Consider the following 15,354-nt stretch of genomic DNA (forward strand, 5'->3'; position numbering starts at 1 on the left):
TCTGTCACGCCCGCTGCAGCCGCACGACGCCGTCGATCCGCGTCGTCGGCGCCTCGTCGCCGAAGGCGTGCTCGACGGTCCGCAGCTCGCTCGTCCGCAGCTGCCAACGGTCGGCGGGCAGCGCCAGCTCGTCGACGACCTCCTGCGGGCCGGGCAGGTCGTGGTGCGGGTGCGCCGCGGAGGGGGCGTGGCCGATCACGAGCAGCGTCCCGCCCGCGGCGACGGCCGCGGCTGCGGTGCGCAGGATCTCCGTTCGGGGCAGCGCGACCGGCGAGTGCAGGTAGGTCGCCGCGACGAGGTCGAAGCTGCCGGCGGGCAGCGACGCCGCGAGATCGTGGCGCTCCCACGTGATCCGGTCGGCGACGCCGGCCGCGGCGGCGTGGCCCGCCGCGACCTCCAGCGCCCGGTGGGAGATGTCGACGGCGGTCACGGTCCAGCCGCGGGCGGCGAGCCAGATCGCGTCGCCGCCCTCGCCGCAGCCGAGGTCGAGTGCGCTCCCGGGCGCGACCGCGGCGATCTCGTCGACGAGCGAGCGGTTCGGCTTGCCGCTCCAGCGGTGCTGCTCGCCGTCGTAGAAGGACTCCCAGTGCTGTGCGACGTCGTTCGCATGCTCGGTCATGGCCCAACGGTGTCAGCGGACCATCGACCTGGCAAGCGAACTTGTCAAACAGGCAATCGGGCGTCAGCGCTTGGCCGGGGCGTAGCTGAGGTTCAAGACGCCGCTCTTGAAGGTCTGACCGCTCAGCAGCTCGAGCGGGATGCTCGGCTCGTCGGGCGGGAACAGCCGCGCCAGTCCGTCGCCGATCGCGATCGGGTGCACGAGCAGGTTGAGCTCGTCGAGAAGGCCCTCGCGCAGCAGCCAGCGGACGGTGGTGGCGCTGCCGGACATGCTGATGTCACCGCCGTCCCGGCGCTTGATCTCGGTCAGCTGCGCCACCACGTCGCCGCTGACGACCTCCGAGTTCTGCCACTCCGCCGTGCGCAGGCTGTTGGAGACGACGTACTTCTGCATCCCGTTGATGACGTCGCCGAACGGCTCGTCGGCATGCTCGGGCCAGTACGCGGCCCACTCGTCGTAGAGGACGCGGCCCATCAGCATCGCGTCGGTGGTCGCGAAGCCGGCGCTGACCGCCGCTCCCATCTCGTCGTCGAAGTAGGGGAAGTGCCATCTGTCGGGCGCCTCGACGACGCCGTCGAGGGAGATGAAGAAGTTGGCCTTGATCTTGCGCATCGGGGGATCTCCTTTGGTCTGGGTGTGTCCGGTCAGCCGGCTGCGAGGAGGGCGTCCATCTGGCCGACCGACTGCCGGAAGACCGCGAACGCCCCATATCTCTCCAGCTCCTTCATGTGCTCGCTGGACGAGAACGTGAAGCGCAGCTCCATGCGGGTCCCGCCGTCCTGCTCGGTGAGCCGCACGTTCGCCGCGGTGGTCGGCAGCTCCGTGTTCGGCGTCCCGTCCGGGTTGCCCCAGCCGTCGACGAACGCGATCGACCGCAGCGGATCGACCGACGTCACCCGCCACCACCCGCGCGACGTCTCGCCGTCCGGGCCGGTCATGAAGTAGGTGACCTCGCCGCCGGTGACGAGGCGGTGGGTCTCGACCGTCGACGGGTGGCTCGGCGGCCCCCACCAGCGCTCGAGCTGCCGCGGGTCCGCCCACAGCTGCCACACCCGTTCGACCGGCGCGCTGAACTCGGCGACGAGGGTGAGGCTCAGGTTCTCGACGTCCTTCTCGACGCTGACGACGCTCATCGGCCGTGCTCCGCCGGCAGCGTGGTCCGCGGGGGCGCCGGCACCTGTGCGAGCAGGTCGGCCATCCGCTCCACGCGTCCGCGCCAGGCCATCTCGAGCTCGTCGAGGACCGCTCGCGCGCGGCCAACCGCCTCGCCGTCGGTGCGCACGAGCTGCTCCCGTCCGCGCCGCTCCTTGGTGACCAGGCCGGCCCGTTCCAGCACCGCGACGTGCTTCTGCACCGCGGCGAAGCTCATCGGGTAGACGCCGGCCAGTCGCGACACCGACGGCTCGCCGCTCGTGCAGCGGTGAAGGATGTCGCGCCGCGTGGTGTCCGCGAGCGCGTGGAAGAGGCGGTCCACCTCTTGGTCGGTCAGTTCAGCTACAACCACTTGGTTGTAGGTTAGCGCGGTCGCGCCCACGCCGCAAACGCGTGCTCAAGTCGGGCTGCGGCAGGTCGATCACGGGCGGTATGAGAGCCGAGTCGATGTACCGCAGACACACGCAGGTGACGACGGTCGGAGGCGTGCGCGGCTTCGCGACGACCGCCCGCGGGTACGAGGTGCTGCGCGACCCGGCGCTCAACAAGGGGACGGCGTTCAGCGCCTCCGAGCGGGCTGCGCTCGGGCTCGACGGGCTGCTGCCGCCGGTCGTCACGACCGAGCTGGAGCCGCAGCTGGAGCGCGCCTACGGCGCCTACCGGATGGCGCCGACCGACCTCGCCAAGCACGTCTACATGTGGCGCCTGCACGACAACGACGTGACGCTCTTCTACGCGCTGCTGCAACGCCACCTGCTGGAGATGCTGCCGATCGTCTACGACCCGGTCGTCGGCGAGGCGATCGAGCGCTTCAGCCACGTCTTCACGCGCCCGCGCGGCGTCTTCCTCAGCATCGACGACCCCGACAGCGTCGAGGCACGGCTCGCGGCCGTCGGCGCCGGGCCCGACGACGTCGACCTGCTCGTCGCGACCGACGCGGAGGAGATCCTCGGGATCGGCGACTGGGGCTCCAACGGCATCGACATCTCGATCGGCAAGCTCGCCGTCTACACCGCCGCCGCCGGCGTCGACCCGCATCGCGTCGTCCCCGTCGTGCTCGACGTCGGCACCGACAACGAGCGGCTGCTGAACGACCCGCTCTACCTCGGCTGCCGCCACGCGCGCGTGCGCGGGGACCGCTACGACGCGTTCGTCGAGGCGTACGTGGCGGCTGTCGAGAAGCTGTTCCCGAACGCGCTGCTGCACTGGGAGGACTTCGGCTCGTCCAACGCGCGCCGGATCCTCGACCGCTATCGCGACCGCGTCCCGACGTTCAACGACGACATGCAGGGGACCGGCGCGATCGTGACGGCCGGCCTGCTCAACGCCGTCGCGCTCTCCGGCGGCTCGTGGGCCGACCAGCGGGTCGTCGTGCTCGGCGGCGGGACCGCCGGCTGCGGCATCGCCGACCAGGCGCGCGACCAGATGGTCCGCGCCGGGCTGTCGGAGGAGGACGCGACGCGCCGCATCTGGATCGTCGACCTGCCCGGCCTGCTGACCGCCGAGATGCGCGACGGGCTGCTCGACTACCAGCGTCCCTACGCCCGCCCCGAGGAGGAGGTGGCGGAGCTCGCGCGCACGCCGTGCTTCCCCGATCGCAAGGCCGAGGGCCGCTGGCCGGCGATGGCCGCGCTGCGCGCCAAGGCCGCCGCGGGAGCGGGCGTCATCGACCTCGCGACGACCGTCGCGGCGGTGAAGCCGACGATCCTGATCGGCACCTCGACCTGTCCGGGCATGTTCACGGAGGAGATCGTCGGAACGATGGCCGCGTCGGTGCAGCGGCCGATCGTCTTCCCGCTGTCCAACCCGACGGTGCTGCACGAGGCGACGCCGGAGCAGCTGCTGCGGTGGACCGGCGGCAAGGCGCTCGTCGCGACCGGCGCGCCGTTCGACGACGTCGAGCTGGGCGGCGTGACCTACCGCATCGGCCAGGCGAACAACGCCGCCCTCTACCCGGGCCTCGGCCTCGGCGCGGTCGTCGCGCGCGCGACGCGCGTCAGCGACGCGATGATCCTCGCCGCCGCGGAGGCCGTCGCCGGCGAGGCCGACACGTCGGGCCCCGGCGCCTCGCTGCTGCCCTCCAACGCCGACCTGCGCGCGACCTCCAGCGTCGTCGCGGTCGCCGTCGTGCGCGCCGCGCTGGAGGAAGGCCTCGCCCGCGCCGAGATCGACGACCCGGTCGAGGCCGTGCGCGAGGCGGCGTGGTGGCCGGTCTACCGCCCGGTCGAGGCCGTCTGAGGCGCGGCGCGCCGGATCAGCTCCGGCGCAGCGGCGTCGACGCGCCGAGGCGGGCGAGCTTGTGCGGGTTGCGGACGGCGTAGATGCGGGTGACCCGTCCTGCCTCGACGACGAGGCTGATCGCGGTGTCGCTCTCGCCGCCGGGGTCGATCCGCAGCGCCGGAGCGCCGTTGAGCCAGACGGTGTCGAGCGGGACGCCGGGCACGAGTCTGTGGAAGCGCGCGAGCAGCCCGGCGACGCGGTCGGCGCCCTCGACGGGATGCCGGAACGCGTTCGCCAGCCCACCGCCGTCGGCGACGGCCACGACGTCGGGCGCGAGCAGGTCCAGGAGACCCTGCAGGTCGCCGGTCTCGACCGCCGCGCGGAAGCGCTCGACGGCGGCCTGCTGCTCGGCCCGGCTCGCGACCGTCCGCGGCCGGCGGGCCGCGACGTGCTCCCGCGCCCGGTGCGCGATCTGCCGAACCGCCGCCGGGGACTTCTCGAGCGCGGCGGCGATCTCGTCATACGGCGCGTCGAACACCTCCCGCAGCACGAAGACCGCCCGCTCCGCCGGGCCGAGCGTCTCGAGCACGGTCAGCATCGCGATCGAGACGCTCTCGGCCAGCTCGACGTCGTCGGCCACGTCGGGACTGGTCAGCAGCGGCTCGGGCAGCCACTCGCCGACGTACTCCTCGCGCCGCCGCGCGAGGGTGCGGAGCCGGTTGAGCGCCTGCCGCGTCACGGTCCGCACCAGGTAGGCCCGCGGGTCGTGCACTCCGGCCTGGTCGACGCCGGCCCAGCGCAGCCAGGTCTCCTGCACGACGTCCTCGGCGTCGGCGGCGGAGCCGAGCAGCTCGTAGGCGACGGTGAACAGCAGGCTGCGGTGGGTGACGAACGGGTCGTCGCTCATGCGAAGGAGGCTACGTCCCCGCTGCGCTGCGCGAGCGGCCGCAGCTCGCACGACGCGGCGAACCCCTGTGCCTCGATCCCGAGCGCGACGTTGCCGCGCGAGGACATGTTCGCGAACGCGATCACGGACGTCAGCTCGACCACTCCGGGGGCGCCGAGCTGCTTCAGCAGCGCCGCAACCAGCTCGTCGGTGACGGTCGGCGGCGTCTGGCTCATCGCCTCGGCGTACTCCATCACGTCCCGTTCCAGCGGGGTGAAGACGTCGGAGTCGCGCCAGCGCGGCACCTCGCGCGCCTTCGCCTCGTCGAGCCCCTCGTTGTGGGCGTGGAAGTAGCCGAAGTCCAGGCACCAGCTGCATCCGATCAGCGACGCGACCGTCATGTGGGCGAACGACTTCAGGTTCGGATCGACGTGCTTCCACTTCATCGTCTTGCGGCCGAGCGCGCTCATGTCCTTGACGACGGTCGGGTTGTGCCACATGACCTCGACCGGCTCGGGCACCGCGCCGAGCATCCTGCGGGTGAAGATCTTCACGAGACGTCCGCTGAATCCGGTCAGCTCGGTCTTGGGAATCCGGGGCGTGCTGGCCATGGCTGCTCCTGTCGTCGATGGGTGCGACGTGGAGACACCGCGCGCCGCCGTGGTGTGACATCTGCGCCGTGGTCAGGCAGCCCGGGGCGCGACGTGGCACTCTCTCGGAGATGACCGGCAGACCCGTCGCGGACCAGCGCCTGCGCGACCTCGCGCTGCTGCGCCGCGTCCGCGACCGGATCGACCGCGAGTACGCGCAGCCGCTGGACGTCGAGGCGCTCGCCCGCGGCGTGCACATGTCGGCCGGGCACCTCAGCCGCCAATTCCGCCTCGCCTACGGCGAATCGCCGTACGGGTACGTGATGACGCGGCGCGTCGAGCGCGCGATGGCGCTGCTGCGTCGCGGCGATCTGAGCGTCACCGAGGTCTGCTTCGAGGTCGGCTGCTCGTCGCTGGGCTCCTTCAGCAGCCGCTTCAGTTCGTTGGTCGGCATGTCACCCAGCGCCTACAAACGTCAGCAGGCGGACGCGACCGAGGGCATGCCGTCGTGCGTTGCCAGACAGGTGACCAAACCGGTCAGGAATAGAGAAGCCCGGTCTCCGAGTCGCGCCTAGCATGACCGCCATGGACATCACCATTCATCAGAGCTTCCTCCCCCACGAGGACGCCGCCGCATCGCTCGCGTTCTATCGCGACACCCTGGGCTTCGAGGTCCGCAACGACGTCGAGTACAACGGGATGCATTGGATCACCCTCGGCTTGCCGGGCCAGCCCGACACGTCCGTCGTGCTGTACCCGCCGGGCGCCGACCCCGGCGTCACCGACGACGAGCGCCGCGTGGTCTCCGAGATGATGGCCAAGGGCACCTTCGCGATGATGAACCTGGCCACCAAGGACCTCGACGGCACGTTCGATCGGCTGCAGGCCGGCGTCGAGGTCGTGCAGGAGCCGACCGACCAGCCCTACGGGATTCGCGACTGCGCGATTCGCGACCCCGCCGGCAACATGATCCGCATCCAGGAGATCAGATAGAGCATGGCCACGAGCACGGACCGCCAGTCGGCTGCGGCGCACCTCGCTGACAGCCACGACCTGATCCGCGTGCACGGCGCGCGCGTGAACAACCTGAAGGACGTCACCGTCGAGCTTCCGAAGCGACGGCTGACGGTCTTCACCGGCGTGTCCGGCTCGGGCAAGAGCTCGCTCGTCTTCGGCACGATCGCCGCGGAGTCGCAGCGGCTGATCAACGAGACCTACAGCGCGTTCGTGCAGGGCTTCATGCCGGCGTTGGCGCGGCCCGAGGTCGACGTCATGGACGGGCTGACGACGGCGATCCTCGTCGACCAGGAGCGGATGGGCGCCAACCCCCGCTCCACGGTCGGCACCGCCACCGACGCCAACGCGATGCTGCGGATCCTCTTCAGCCGGCTCGGGCAGCCGCACATCGGCTCGCCGAACGCGTACTCGTTCAACGTGCCGTCGGTCAGAGCGAGCGGCGGGATCACGGTCGAGCGCGGCGGCAAGACGAAGACCGAGAAGGCGACCTTCAACCGTCTCGGCGGCATGTGCCCGCGCTGCGAGGGGATGGGCTCGGTCAACGACTTCGACCTGACGGCGCTGTACGACGACGCCAAGTCGCTCAACGAGGGCGCGCTCACGATCCCCGGCTACAGCATGGACGGCTGGTACGGGCGCATCTACCGCGGCTGCGGCTGGTTCGACCCCGACAAGCCGATCAAGAAGTTCAACAAGAGAGAGCTGCACGACCTGCTCTACAAAGAGGCGACCAGAATAAAGGTCGACGGGATCAACCTGACGTACCTGGGCTTGATCCCGCAGATCCAGAAGTCGTTCCTGTCGAAGGACGTCGACGCGCTGCAGCCGCACATCCGCGCGTTCGTCGACAAGGCGGTCACGTTCACGACCTGCCCCGACTGCGACGGCACGCGGCTGAGCAAGGAGGCGCGCTCCTCGAAGATCGACGGCAAGAACATCGCCGACGTCTGCTCGATGGAGATCCGCGACCTCGCCGACTGGGTCGGCGGCCTCGACGAGCCGTCGGTGGCGCCGCTGCTGACGGCGTTGGGGGAGGCGCTTGCGTCGTTCGTCGAGATCGGGCTCGGCTACCTGAGCCTCGACCGTCCCGCGGGCACGCTGTCGGGCGGCGAGGCGCAGCGCACCAAGATGATCCGCCACCTCGGCTCCTCGCTCACCGACGTCACCTACGTCTTCGACGAGCCGACGATCGGCCTGCACCCCCACGACATCGAGCGGATGAACGAGCTGCTGCTGCAGCTGCGCGACAAGGGCAACACCGTGCTCGTCGTCGAGCACAAGCCGGAGGTGATCGCGATCGCCGACCACGTCGTCGACCTCGGTCCCCACGCCGGCACCGGCGGCGGCGAGGTCGTGTTCGAAGGCACCGTCGAGGGGCTGCGGACCAGCGGCACGCTGACCGGGCGCCACCTCGACGACCGCGCCTCGCTGAAGCCGTCGGTGCGGAGACCGTCGGGGGCGATGGAGGTGCGCGGCGCCGACACGCACAACCTGCAGGGCGTCGACGTCGACATCCCGCTCGGGGTGCTGGTCGCCGTCACCGGCGTGGCGGGCTCGGGCAAGAGCTCGCTGATCCACGGCTCGGTCGCCGGCCGCGACGGCGTCGTGGTGATCGACCAGGCGGCGATCCGCGGGTCGCGGCGGAGCAACCCGGCGACGTACACGAGACTGCTCGACCCGATCCGCAGAGCGTTCGCGAGAGCCAACGGCGTCAAGCCGGCGCTGTTCAGCGCCAACTCGGAGGGCGCCTGCCCCACCTGCAACGGCGCGGGCGTGATCTACACCGACCTGGGCGTGATGGCCACGGTCGAGTCGACCTGCGAAGAGTGCGAGGGCAAGCGGTTCCAGGCGGCGGTGCTGGAGTACACGTTCGGCGGCAAGGACATCAGCGAGGTGCTCGCGATGCCGGTCGCCGAGGCCGAGACGTTCTTCGCGGACGGCGAGGCGAAGACGCCGGCCGCGCACAAGATCCTCGACCGGCTCGCCGACGTCGGGCTCGGCTACCTCACGCTGGGGCAGCCGCTCACGACGTTGTCCGGCGGTGAGCGGCAGCGGCTCAAGCTGGCCACCCGCATGGCGGAGAGCGGCGGCGTCTACGTCCTCGACGAGCCGACCACCGGCCTCCACCTCGCCGACGTCGAGCAGCTGCTCGGCCTGCTCGACCGGCTCGTCGACTCCGGCAAGTCGGTGGTCGTGATCGAGCACCACCAGGCGGTCATGGCGCACGCCGACTGGATCGTCGACCTCGGCCCCGGCGCCGGCCACGACGGCGGCCGGGTCGTCTTCGAGGGCACGCCCGCCGACCTCGTCGCCGATCGCTCCACCGTCACCGGAGAGCACCTCGCGGCCTACGTCGGCGCCTGACCCGCCGGCGCGCGGGAGCGCGCGCCGGCTTGGAGCCGCCTACTTCACCGTGAAGCGGACGACGACCGGCGTCGACGCGTTGCCGGTGGCGTCGACGGCGGTCAGCGTCGCGGTGTAGCGGCCCTTGCCCAGACCGGCTGCGGGAAGCTGCAGCGTTCCGCGGCGCGCCGAGCGCAACGCGACCGTCCCGCTCGCCGCCGGCAGCTGGCGCGTGCACGGCTTCGCTCCGCGCGGCCGGCGCCGGGGGACCGCGACGCAGCGCTTGCCCTTGCGGATCCCCGGCGCCGCGCGGGTGACCACCGCGGTGACCTTGGCGGGCTCGGAGACGGTGAACGAGAACGACGCGCGGCGCCGGTCCGTGCGCCGCCCTGCTCTCGCGAGCGTGACGCGGGCATTGCTGATCTGAGGCCGTGGATCGATCGGCGGCGGGCCGACTCTCGGCGGGACGATCGGCGGCGGGTCGACTCGCGGCCCGGGCGTCGGCGTCGTCGTGAACGTCCGGTCCGCGCTGGCGACCGCGACCTGTCCTCCCTCGCGGAGCGTCTCGACGCGGTAATGGTAGGTCGTGCCCGGCTTCAGGCCGGTCAGCCGGAAGCTCGCGCTGATCGGGGCGTCGCCCGCGCCGGCGCTCGTGACGGGTGACGTCGCGCCGTACGCCGCCGTCGTGCCGAACGCGAAGCGCAGGCCGGTCTCGCGGCCGTTGGGCGTCACCGCCCCGCTCAGCGTCGCGGCATGCTGCTCGATCCCGTCCGCGGCGTCGGAGCGCACCTCCGGGATCTCCAGGCGGCCGCGGCAGCTCTGCTGCGGCGAGTCGAGCCCCCAGCGATGCAGGACGCCGCGCTCGCCGGTCCCGGCGTCGTGTATCCGCAGCGTCCAGGTGCCTGCGACCGGAAGGCCGTCGAAGGCGTTGAGCACGTACCTCACCGGCGGCTGGACGCGACCGCTGATCGGTCCTGGCTTCATCGCCACCAGCAGTGCGGGCGAATCGGAGTCGAAGATCGCGTCGATGATGTCGTCGCCCCACCACAGGACGCGGTCGAGGACGACCGCGCTCGCACCGCCGTGGACCAGCTCGATCGTGAGATCCTCGATCCGGTCGTGGCGGAGCTCGTCGATCCGCAGGTCGACGTCGGTGACGGTCCCGCTGCCCGCCACCTCGAAGCTCGTCGTCGTCACGCCGGGACCTGAGCCGGTCGCGTCGGCGAGCGTCACCGTCTCGCTCGAGCCGGGCCGCGGGTCGACGACGATGTCCGCCTTCGCCGGGCCGTGCGTCGAGCTGAGCGCGAGCGTCAGCGGGGCGGCCCTGGTGCACCCGGGGGCGAGACGCACGGCGAGCGGGTCGCCGTTGACCGCCTGCCGGCCTCCGCCGAGCAGCGGCCACGCGGCTGTCGCGTCCTCGACCGTCGCGCTGCCGCGGCTGGTGAGCCTGCCGCTCACCGCGCCGACGTCGCCGGCGATGACGGACCGCAGCGCCTGGCTGATCTCGAAGCGCTCGCCGGGCTCGACCACGCCGTCGTTGTCGCCGTCGGGGTAGGGGTCCGTGAACGTCGCGGGACCGGCTGCGGCCACCACCCCGAAGCCCTCCGCCGGGGTCGTCGACGAGGTGCTCCGCGTGCTGGCGTCCGCGCCCATCCCGCGGTTGCGGAAGATCGCCCACAGTCTCTCGTAGTGGTCGTCGGCGGCGCCGGGAGCGGAGCGGGTCGCGACCGCCTGCTGCAGGATCGCGTCGCGCATGTCGAGCATCGACGGGTTGTCGACCGACAGCCGCATCCCGCCGGTGATCAGCGCCAGCGCCGTCTGGCGGCCGAGCGCCGTGCGGATCTCCCACAGCGTCTGCGCCCACACCTCGCCGCCGTTGTGCGGCGACTCGTTGTTCGTGACGGCGAGGTCACCGTACGTGTAGCCGCCCAGGACGGTCGCTCTGAGCGGTGCCCCGTTGCACGTCGCGGTCCTCCCCGCCGGGTCGACGGGGCAGTCGATCGGCTTGGTGCGGCTGCCGCCGGGGCCGGACGTGTAGGAGCCCTTCGTCAGCTCCCCCGGCGCGGCCGTGTCGGTCATGTGGCCCTCGTGGACGAGCAGGTCGAGCGCATAGAAGTCGCTCCACGCCTCGCCCATCATGTCCGCTTGGATCGAGGTGAGCGTCGAGCTTCCGGAGGCGTTGACGACGAGCCGGTTGCTGAGCCCGTGCGCGTACTCGTGGTAGACGATGTCGGCCGTGTCGCTGCCGTTCACGTTGCGGCGGGTGTACAGGAACATCTGCATCCGCGGCGCGATGCCGTCGGGCGGCGTCGAGAAGTTCGCGTTGTTGTAGCCCTCGCCGTCGTTGACCTCGACGCGGACGTAGTCGTCGCCGGCGCCGCTGCCGCTGGAGTTGGTGCGCTGGAAGTTGCCCGAGGCCTCGTCGAAGCCGATCGGCGCCTGCAGCAGATGGTCGTGGAAGCGGCTCGCGAGGACGTGGGCGTTGGTCGCCGCCTGGAACTGGTTGACCGCCGGCGAGTCCTGGTCCGTGCGGTTCCAGGTGCAGCCGCTGGCCGGGCACACGCCGAGCGGGTCGGGGAACGCGGTCGACTGGGCGTACAGCCAGTCGGGCGCGGCCGGCGCGCCGGAGCTGGCCGGGATCTGGACGCGGCTGCCGCCGAGCTCGGCGCCGGGCGCGGGGTCCTCGTCCTCGCGGTCGACGTACGTGCGGGCGTACTGGCCCCACAGCCGCATCCCGCCGTCGTGGTCGTCGTACCACGCCAACGGCATCGTGAGCTGAGTCTGGATCGGTGTGCGGAGCGGGTCGGCTGCGAAGTATCTGGCCTGGCCGACGTGCGCGGTCAGGCTCTGGCGGCGCAGCAGCGTGCCGCGCTCGGCGTCGACGAGCACGTCGTAGAGGCGGTCGCCGCCGTCGCCGGCGAGGACGCTCCACGCGAGCCGGGGCCCGTCGGCCGTCGCGCTCCAGCGCAGGATCGCGCGTTCGCCGCCGGCGAAGGTCGTCGCCTGCTCCGGTGTCGCGTCGACGTCGGTCGTCGCCGGCAGGCTCGCCGGGCCGCCGACCGCCTCACGCGCCTCGCGCAGGCCGGCCCGCGCACCGAGCGCGGGGTCGGCGGCGGGAAGGCGCGCTCCGGGGACCGGCGCCCCGGAGACGGTGATCAGGCGACCGTCGGCCGTCACATGGCCGTCGATCCCGCTGTCGAACGACCAGATGCCGTCGAGTACCTGGTTGAAGCGCAGATGGACGATCCCGTCGGGACTGACGCTGCGGGCCACCAGCCGCAGATTCGCGATGTCGGGCTCGTCGAGGCCGAAGACCGCCGGGTGCGCGCGCACGTAGCCGAGCACGATCTCCTGCGGCGGGCGCGACGACGGGGCGGTGAGCTGCCGGTCGGGGCGCCCGACGTCGGAGACCCCGCCGCTCGCGCGGTCGACGCGCCGGTCGACGTTCGGCAGCTCCTCGTCCGGCGGCGCCTGCGTCGCCTGGACCGGCGCCGCGACGGCCATCGCCGCGATCGACAGGATCCCTGCCGCGAGCGCGTGACGCGCCCGTAGCCGACCGACTGACCGTCTCCGCATCATGCACCCCGTGTCACCGGCACCAATGCCACATATCAGCGGTCCACAAAGCGGAGCGCCGCCTCGAACCTAACACACACGCGCCAACTGGATGGCGCGTCGGCGGCCGGCTTCAGACGCTCAGCAGCCGCTGCACCGCGAGGTTGCCCTCGCCGCCGAGCCCGAGGTCGATCAGGAAGGTGAAGTGGCGGACCAGCTCGGGGTCCTCGCAGAAGCGGTTCCAGGCGGCGAACGTCTGCTCCTCGCTGGCGCCGCCCGCCTCCCACAGCTGGCGCAGCGAGAGGCCCGCCGATTCGAGGCTCTGCACGTCGCCGACGAGCAGCGAGCCGCCGAGCTCCGTGCCGGCCAGCTCCTCGCGCAGCCACGCGGCGATCGACGGCTCCTGCTCGCTGCCGAAGCCCTGGCCGTAGATCAGCGCGCGGCCGCCGAACGAGAGCCGCTCGCCGAGCCCGCCGAGGATCGCGCGCAGCGCCTCGCCCCCGTCGCTCCCGCCGTCGCCGCAGGACGGCAGCGCGAGCCCGTCCGGCGTCGGCAGGAACGGCGGGTTGGCGACGATCAGCTCGAAGCGCTCGCCGGGGACCGCCGCATAGAGGTCGCCGGCGCGCACGTCGATGCGCTCCTCCAGCCCGTTGAGGATCGCGTTGAAGCGCGCGGCCTCGGCGACGTCGGGGTCGATCTCGACCGCGACGGTGTGGCGGGCGTCGAGCAGCGAGGCGAGCAGTCCGCTGCCGGTGCAGAGGTCGAGCGCGCGCTCGACCGGGCCGAGGTTCGCGGTGAAGCGCGCCATCCAGTACGAGTCCGGGCCGGCGTAGACGAACGTCTCTCCGGGGTCGTAGCCGCGCAGCCAGAGCGGCGGCGAGACGAGGAAGAAGCGGTTGAGGTAGACGATCGCGATGTAGCGGCTGCGCACCCGGTCGCCGTCGATCTCCAGCACGCCGGCGTCGGCGAGCCGCTCGACGACGGCCTCGTCGAAGCAGGCGCGCGCCTCCTCCAGCGCGACCGTCGAGCCGAGCGTGAAGACGCGCACCATCAACTGCTGCAGCGGCAGCAGACCCTCGACGGCCTGGCGCACCCACTCGCCCGAGAACGGCTCGGCGAACGGGCTGTCGAGCGAGTTGGCGCGCAGCAGTCCCTGGATCTGGGCGTAGCGCGACTCCTCGAGCAGCACGCGCAGCAGCAGCGCGGCCTCGCGGTCGGCGCGCAGCGCGATCACGCCTTCGACGCGCGCCACAGGAGCGGCTCTCCCTGCTGCGGGGTGCGGTGGTAGTTGCGCAGCTTCGGATTCACGACCGTGAACCAGATGTCGTCGGTGACGTAGATCATGATCTGGTTCTGCCACAGATACGACGCGTACGCGTCGATCGCAGCGCGTCGCGCGGCACCGGTCGTCTCGCGCGTGCGCTGCAGCAGCCGCCCGATCTTCGGGTCGTCGAGGTTCAGCGCCGCCTGCGCGACGACCGGGCGGAAGAACGTCAGCAGCGAGTCGGGGTCGGGGTTCATCGTGCCGAGCGCGTTGAACGACAGCGCGTACTGGTTGTAGGAGCTGCGGAACGTGCCGGTCTCGAGTGTTCTCAGCTCGACCTCGATGCCGACCTCCTCCAGCCAGCTCTTGACGAGCTGGTCGATCGCGGGCTGGTGCGTGACGAGGTTCGAGGACGCCATCGTGATCTTCAGCCCGTTCGCGTGGCCGGCGTCGGCGAGCAGTCTGCGGGCCTTGTCGGGGTCGTACTCGAAGCTCGGCGCCAGCGGGCGGAAGCCGTCGGTGCCGGCGGGCAGGCTCGACCGCGCCGGCGGGTCGATTCTGATCAGGCTCTTGGCGATCGCGCGGCGGTCGATCGCGTGGGCGATCGCCTGCCGCACACGCGGGTCGCTGAGCTCCGTGTTGTGCTGCGGGATGTAGATCAGCTGGCTGGCCGGGCCGGTCGTGGTGACGTGGTAGCCGTCCTTCTTCGTCGCGTCGAGCGTCAGCGAGCTGCCGCGCGTGTAGATGTCGATCGCGCCCGTCAGCAGCGCGTTGAGACGCGCCTCGGGGTCGGCGATGTAGCGCAGCTCGACGCCTCTGGAGGCCGGCTTGCCGCGCCAGTATCTCTCGTTCGCGACCAGCTCGACGACGTTGTTCTTGTAGCGGACGAATCTGAACGGGCCGCTGCCGAGCGGCCGCTCTCTGAAGACATCCGGCTGCGCGATGTCTCTCGCGGGCGCGATCGCGAACAGCGTCAGCGCCGACTCCAGCGGTCCGAACGGGCGCGGGGTGACGATCTCGATCGTGTGCTCGTCGATCACCTCGACTCTCATGCCCGGGGTCGCGTAGGCGGACAGCACGAGTCTCGACTCCGGATCGCCGAGCCGGTCGAGGCTCGCCTTGACGTCCTTCGCGAGCACCGGCGCGCCGTCCTGGAAGCGGGCGTCCTCGCGCAGCTCCAAGCGCATGCGCTGCGGGCTCGTACGGTGCCAGCGCCGCGCCAGGCCGCCGACGACGCGCCCGGACTTGTCGTAGCTGAGCAGCATGTCGTACGTCAGCGACCAGAGCTGCGTGTCGGCCATGCCGAACTGGGCGTGGGGGTCCCAGTAGGCCGACGTCGGCGGCTCGGCGTTGCCGATCGCGATGATCCCGGCGGCTCCGCCGCCTCCGCCCCCGCCGCTCGCGCTCTCGGAGTCGGTCCCGCAGCCCGCGAGCAGGCCGGCCGGGGCGGCGCCGACGGCGAGCAGCCGTCCGACCGTCGAGGCCGAGAGCCCCCATGCCGCACCCTCGTTCAGGAAAGCGCGCCGGCTCACCCCGCGTCCACGGACCGACGGCAGCACCTTCTTGACTTCGTCCATCTGGCCAGCTCCTCCTGGAGAAACGAGTCGGATCGTTGGAGCGTCATTCTCTGAGCGCGCACCTGCGCCGGGCAATCGCCCGGCAGGCCAACTCGGGGACGGGCTTTTTGGCCCGGCCGTCGGTGGCCGTG

The 15,354-nt window shown here is 71.8% G+C and carries 13 protein-coding genes; 4 read left to right on the top strand and 9 right to left on the bottom strand.

The window, feature by feature from the left end:
- Positions 1-4 precede the first annotated feature (4 nt).
- The 4 genes from CWOE_RS02415 to CWOE_RS02430 form a co-directional block, all read right to left on the bottom strand.
- Complete coding sequence (locus tag CWOE_RS02415) at positions 5-619, bottom strand: class I SAM-dependent methyltransferase (RefSeq protein ID WP_012931970.1); 615 nt, start codon at positions 617-619, stop codon at positions 5-7.
- Positions 620-682: 63 nt separating this feature from the next.
- On the bottom strand, positions 683-1,231 hold the full coding sequence (locus tag CWOE_RS02420; RefSeq protein WP_012931971.1) for a dihydrofolate reductase family protein: 549 nt from the start codon (positions 1,229-1,231) through the stop codon (positions 683-685).
- A 32-nt stretch (positions 1,232-1,263) separates the two neighbouring features.
- Positions 1,264-1,752: an SRPBCC family protein gene (locus CWOE_RS02425; RefSeq protein WP_012931972.1), complete on the bottom strand. Its 489-nt coding sequence runs from the start codon at positions 1,750-1,752 to the stop codon at positions 1,264-1,266.
- Positions 1,749-2,123, bottom strand: a complete 375-nt coding sequence (locus tag CWOE_RS02430; RefSeq protein ID WP_012931973.1) for an ArsR/SmtB family transcription factor — start codon at positions 2,121-2,123, stop codon at positions 1,749-1,751. Before CWOE_RS02430 ends, CWOE_RS02425 begins: the two co-directional genes overlap by 4 nt.
- Positions 2,124-2,218: 95 nt before the next feature.
- Between CWOE_RS02430 and CWOE_RS02435 the strand changes: the two genes are divergently transcribed.
- Positions 2,219-4,009, top strand: coding sequence for an NAD-dependent malic enzyme (locus tag CWOE_RS02435; protein WP_012931974.1), 1,791 nt, complete (start codon positions 2,219-2,221; stop codon positions 4,007-4,009).
- A gap of 16 nt (positions 4,010-4,025) precedes the next feature.
- Here CWOE_RS02435 and CWOE_RS02440 read toward each other — a convergent pair whose 3' ends face one another.
- Together CWOE_RS02440 and CWOE_RS02445 are read right to left on the bottom strand one after the other, a co-directional pair.
- A complete protein-coding gene (locus CWOE_RS02440) occupies positions 4,026-4,898 on the bottom strand; it encodes an RNA polymerase sigma-70 factor (RefSeq protein WP_012931975.1) in 873 nt (290 codons plus the stop codon).
- On the bottom strand, positions 4,895-5,488 hold the full coding sequence (locus CWOE_RS02445; RefSeq protein WP_012931976.1) for a carboxymuconolactone decarboxylase family protein: 594 nt from the start codon (positions 5,486-5,488) through the stop codon (positions 4,895-4,897). Before CWOE_RS02445 ends, CWOE_RS02440 begins: the two co-directional genes overlap by 4 nt.
- A gap of 110 nt (positions 5,489-5,598) precedes the next feature.
- Between CWOE_RS02445 and CWOE_RS02450 the strand changes: the two genes are divergently transcribed.
- From CWOE_RS02450 to CWOE_RS02460, 3 genes are read left to right on the top strand one after another with little or no spacing between them, the layout of a single operon-like run.
- Positions 5,599-6,042, top strand: coding sequence for a helix-turn-helix transcriptional regulator (locus CWOE_RS02450; RefSeq protein ID WP_012931977.1), 444 nt, complete (start codon positions 5,599-5,601; stop codon positions 6,040-6,042).
- A 1-nt stretch (position 6,043) separates the two neighbouring features.
- Positions 6,044-6,460 carry a VOC family protein gene (locus tag CWOE_RS02455; protein WP_012931978.1) on the top strand — a complete coding sequence of 139 codons (417 nt, stop codon included), beginning with the start codon at positions 6,044-6,046 and terminating at the stop codon, positions 6,458-6,460.
- Between the two features lie 3 nt (positions 6,461-6,463).
- The gene (locus CWOE_RS02460) at positions 6,464-8,848 is read left to right on the top strand and encodes an ATP-binding cassette domain-containing protein (protein WP_012931979.1); all 2,385 of its coding nucleotides are present in this window, start codon (positions 6,464-6,466) and stop codon (positions 8,846-8,848) included.
- Between the two features lie 39 nt (positions 8,849-8,887).
- Here the strand turns inward: CWOE_RS02460 and CWOE_RS30050 are convergent, their stop codons facing one another.
- The 3 genes from CWOE_RS30050 to CWOE_RS02475 form a co-directional block, all read right to left on the bottom strand.
- Complete coding sequence (locus CWOE_RS30050; protein WP_012931980.1) at positions 8,888-12,331, bottom strand: M36 family metallopeptidase; 3,444 nt, start codon at positions 12,329-12,331, stop codon at positions 8,888-8,890.
- 184 nt (positions 12,332-12,515) lie between these two features.
- Positions 12,516-13,634, bottom strand: a complete 1,119-nt coding sequence (locus CWOE_RS30055) for a methyltransferase (protein ID WP_012931981.1) — start codon at positions 13,632-13,634, stop codon at positions 12,516-12,518.
- Entirely contained in the window at positions 13,613-15,223 is a 1,611-nt protein-coding gene (locus CWOE_RS02475) for an ABC transporter substrate-binding protein (protein ID WP_012931982.1), read from the bottom strand. Before CWOE_RS02475 ends, CWOE_RS30055 begins: the two co-directional genes overlap by 22 nt.
- Positions 15,224-15,354 lie beyond the last annotated feature (131 nt).

Source organism: Conexibacter woesei DSM 14684 (genome assembly GCF_000025265.1).
GTDB lineage: Bacteria > Actinomycetota > Thermoleophilia > Solirubrobacterales > Solirubrobacteraceae > Conexibacter > Conexibacter woesei.